General features: G+C 34.9%; 3 protein-coding genes. All 3 read left to right on the top strand.

Annotated features, from left to right (window positions below; genetic code table 11):
• Positions 1-139 precede the first annotated feature (139 nt).
• Genes EAI80_RS12340 through EAI80_RS12330 form a run of 3 tightly spaced genes read left to right on the top strand, consistent with a single transcriptional unit; the run spans position 140 to position 3,742 of the window.
• Positions 140-1,675 (top strand): ABC transporter ATP-binding protein, encoded by a 1,536-nt coding sequence (locus tag EAI80_RS12340; protein WP_129982276.1) that lies wholly within the window; start codon positions 140-142, stop codon positions 1,673-1,675.
• Positions 1,665-2,783: an ABC transporter permease gene (locus tag EAI80_RS12335; RefSeq protein WP_129982275.1), complete on the top strand. Its 1,119-nt coding sequence runs from the start codon at positions 1,665-1,667 to the stop codon at positions 2,781-2,783. Before EAI80_RS12340 ends, EAI80_RS12335 begins: the two co-directional genes overlap by 11 nt.
• Positions 2,780-3,742, top strand: coding sequence for an ABC transporter permease (locus EAI80_RS12330; protein WP_129982274.1), 963 nt, complete (start codon positions 2,780-2,782; stop codon positions 3,740-3,742). The genes EAI80_RS12335 and EAI80_RS12330 overlap by 4 nt, the downstream gene beginning before the upstream one ends.
• Positions 3,743-3,819 lie beyond the last annotated feature (77 nt).

Below are 3,819 nucleotides of genomic sequence, written 5' to 3'. Positions count from 1 at the left end.
GACAAATAGTCTATATCCTGAATATTTCTGCTCCACACTTCTCTTAAATCGTTACCTGTAGATTATGGGTATTCAAAAATACATTTAGTTATTTTTAAAGTGAACAATTTATAGTATAATATGGTCAGAGGTGAGAATATTGGAATATGCTATTGAAATGCTTAATATCACAAAAGAATTCCCTGGTATTAAAGCAAACGACGATATTACTCTTCAAGTAAGAAAAGGCGAAATTCATGCTTTATTAGGTGAGAATGGTGCCGGTAAATCTACTTTGATGAGTATTTTATTTGGTCTTTATCAGCCTGATATAGGTGAAATAAAGATTAATGGACAAAGCGTTAAAATCAATGACCCAAATGATGCCAATAAATATAACATTGGTATGGTGCATCAGCATTTTAAACTTGTTCATAATTTCACTGTATTGGAAAACATTATTTTAGGGGTTGAAGAGAAGGGGTTATTTGGTAAACTTAAAACAGATAATGCGCGCAAAAAGGTGATGAGCTTATCTGAGAAGTATCATTTAAACATTGATCCAGATGCAAAGATTGAAGATATTACTGTTGGTATGCAGCAGCGTGTAGAAATCTTAAAGATGTTATATAGAAATAATGATATCTTGATTTTTGATGAACCTACTGCAGTACTCACTCCACAGGAAATTGATGAGTTAATGAAAATCATGAAGGAACTTATTAAGGAAGGTAAATCCATCATTTTCATTACTCATAAGTTAAATGAAATCAAAGCAGTAGCGGATCGCTGTACAATCATTCGTAAGGGACGTTATGTTGGTACAGTCAATGTAGCTGATGTGACTAAAGAACAGTTATCAGAAATGATGGTTGGTCATAAGGTAAACTTGACAGTCACTAAAGATGAACATAAACCATCTGATGTTGTATTAAAGGTTGACCATTTAAGCTATCAGCCTAAGACTTCAGATAAACTTCTTTTAAATGATGTTTCATTTGAAGTAAGAAAAGGTGAAATTGTTTGTATTGCTGGTATTGATGGCAATGGTCAGAGTGAGTTGATTTATAACTTAGCAGGTCTAGAACAGCCTAATATGGGTCATGTTTACTTAAATGATGAAGAGATTACACATAAGAGTATTCGCTATCGTAATGATCATGGTTTATCTCATATCCCAGAAGACCGTCATAAACATGGGTTAGTTCTTGATTATACTCTTGGTGAAAACTTAATTTTAAAATCATATTATAAGAAAGACTTCCAGAATCATGGCATTATTAATTTTGACGCAATGAATACTTATGCTGATCGTCTTATTGAAGAATATGATGTACGTTCAGGTGAAGGAAGAAATTCTATTGTACGTGGTATGTCTGGTGGTAACCAGCAGAAAGCTATCATTGCAAGGGAAGTAGAACAGAATGATGACCTACTTATTGCAGTACAGCCTACACGTGGTCTAGATGTTGGGGCTATTGAATTTATTCATAAGCAGATTGTTAAGACAAGAGACAACAATAAAGCAGTATTACTTGTGTCACTTGAACTTGATGAAGTTATGAACTTATCAGATCGTATTTTAGTGATGTATGAAGGGGAAATCGTTGCGGATCTTAATCCAAAAGAGACTACTATTCAGGAATTAGGACTTTATATGGCAGGTTCTAAGAGAGGAGAAGGTTATGAAAAGTAATAAACCCGCTTTAATGGAACGTGCCAGCTTCAAATCAATTGTGTCTTCTTTACTCGCAATTTTAATGGGGCTAGTCGTTGGTTTTATCATTATCTTAATTGCTAATCCTAGTGATGCATTACAGGGATTATCTATTTTATTAACAGGTGGCTTTAGAGAAGGTTTATCTAGTATTGGACAAGTTATTTATTTAGCTGTACCAATCATGATGACTGGTCTATCTGTTTCATTTGCTTATAAATGTGGTGAATTCAATATCGGTGTACCTGGACAGTATTTGGTAGGTTGCTTCACTGCTGTATTTATCGCATTAAGAGCAACTTTTATTCCAGATAACTTAGTTTGGATTTTTGCTATTTTAGGAGCTGGAATTGCTGGCGCTTTATGGGCACTTATTCCTGGTATCTTAAAGGCTGCTCGTAACGTAAACGTTGTTATTTCTGGTATCATGTGCAACTATATTGGTATGTTACTTGTTATCCAGGGTATTAAAGCCACTATCTACAACTCTACTGGTGCAGAAAGTTATGCTGTATCTAAAGCACGTAGTATTCCTGGATTTGGCTTAAATCAGATCTTTGGTGATCGTGTTAACCTTGGTATTATCATTGCAATCTTACTTTGTGTACTTGCTTGGTTTATCATGAATAAAACTACTTTTGGTTATGAACTAAAAGCATGTGGTTTCAATAAAGATGCAGCAAGATATGCAGGTATGAACGAAAAGAAATGTATCGTTTTAGCCCTTATGATTTCAGGATTCTTTGCTGGAGTAGGTGGTGCCTTAACTTACTTATGTGGTACTGGTAAAACATTACCAATAACAGAAACATTACCAAACGAAGGCTGGAACGGTATCCCAGTAGCCTTACTTGGCTTCTCTAATCCAATTGGATGTATCTTTGCTGCCTTATTCATTGGTTATATTAATGTTGGTGGTAACTATATGCAGGCACTTAATATTGCGATTGAAGTTATTGACATTATCGTTGCTGTTATTATCTACTTTGCTTCATTCACATTATTCATTAAAGCCTTATTAGAACGTTATCAAAGAAATAAAAAGAGAAAAACAGAAATACAGAATAAAGGAGGTAAAACAGAATGAGTATAGTTTATTTCCTTTTTGCTCAGACTTTACTATTTGCCATTCCATTAATGATCGTTGCCTTGGGTGGTATGTTCTCTGAACGAAGTGGTGTTGTTAACTTAGCCCTTGAAGGTATTATGATTATTGGTGGTTTTGCTGGTGTATTCTATTTAAATTATATGCAGTCTAATGACATTCTTCATGGTATGCCACTTCTTTTAACAGGTTTACTTATTTCTGGTATTGTTGGTGTACTATTTAGTATGCTTCATGCCTTTGCAGCCATTCATTTAAGCGCTGACCAGACTATTTCTGGTACTGCATTAAATATGCTTGCTCCGGCACTTGGTATCTTCATCGCAAAAACTGTACAGGATGGTATGCAGAACGTTTCATTCACTAATGAATTCAGAATTTCTGAAGTTCCTGGACTTAGCAGTATCCCAGTACTTGGTGACTTATTCTTCAAAAACTGCTACTTTACTACATTCCTAGGCATTGCGATTCTTATTATTTCTTGGTATTTCCTTATGAAAACTAAAACTGGTTTAAGAATCCGTTCTTGTGGTGAAAACCCTCAGGCAGCAGATGCTGCAGGGATCAGTGTTTATAAGATCAGATATCTAGGTGTAGGTATTTCTGGTTTCTTAGCTGGTATGGGTGGACTTATCTATATCCTACCAATTTCTACAGAATTCACTTGTACTGTTGCTGGTTATGGTTTCTTAGCTTTAGCTGTATTAATCTTTGGTAACTGGGCACCATTAAGAATTGCTGGTGCAGCATTCTTCTTTGGTTTCATGAAGACATTGTCTTATACATATAACTCAGTTCCATTACTTGCTAAAATGTCTTTACCTGATACAACATATAAATTAATTCCATATGTTGCCACTTTAATTCTATTAGCATTCACATCTAAGAACTCAGCTGCGCCTCGTGCAGATGGTGTGCCTTACGATAAGTCTAAACGTTAAGGTAATTTAAAATAACTAGGGGTTTCCTAAATTTTAATTATTACGCAGTAAGGGGTGAATCTCACCCCTTATTTCTT

The organism is Catenibacterium sp. co_0103 (genome assembly GCF_004168205.1).
Taxonomy (GTDB): Bacteria; Bacillota_I; Bacilli_A; order Erysipelotrichales; family Coprobacillaceae; genus Catenibacterium; species Catenibacterium mitsuoka_A.
The sequence above is the reverse complement of the archived record's forward strand: the minus strand, read 5'-3'. Positions and strand labels throughout refer to the sequence as shown.